General features: G+C 41.9%; 1 pseudogene. It reads left to right on the top strand.

The features are described from left to right. Positions 1-129: 129 nt before the first annotated feature. Positions 130-322, top strand: a pseudogene (locus tag AB4496_RS26765) (AraC family transcriptional regulator); the annotation flags it as partial.

The following is a 322-nucleotide window of genomic DNA, read 5'->3' as shown; positions in this document are numbered from 1 at the left end:
TATTAGTACAGTAATCTAGGGTGATGAAGAGCTGATTCTCCAAATAAATTGCCTATTTCTACAAAGTTGATATTCTTTCTCTGCTTTAGCTTACTTACTCTTAGCACTTGGAATGGAAAGTCGCCACTTATGAAAACACTCGCGCAGTTGTTACAGTCTTATGTAGAACACAAAGGTTGGGATGATCTCGAAGGGATCAGAGAAACTGAAATTGGCGGTGTGTGGTTGTATAGAAGCAGTGGCGGGAATCAACGTCAGCCATTCACTTACCAGTCGGGTATTATCATGCTCGGGCAGGGCAAAAAGAACATCTATATTGGCG

This window comes from Vibrio sp. 10N.222.46.A1 (assembly GCF_041473595.1).
GTDB classification, from domain to species: domain Bacteria; phylum Pseudomonadota; class Gammaproteobacteria; order Enterobacterales; family Vibrionaceae; genus Vibrio; species Vibrio tasmaniensis_A.
The sequence above is the reverse complement of the archived record's forward strand: the minus strand, read 5'-3'. Positions and strand labels throughout refer to the sequence as shown.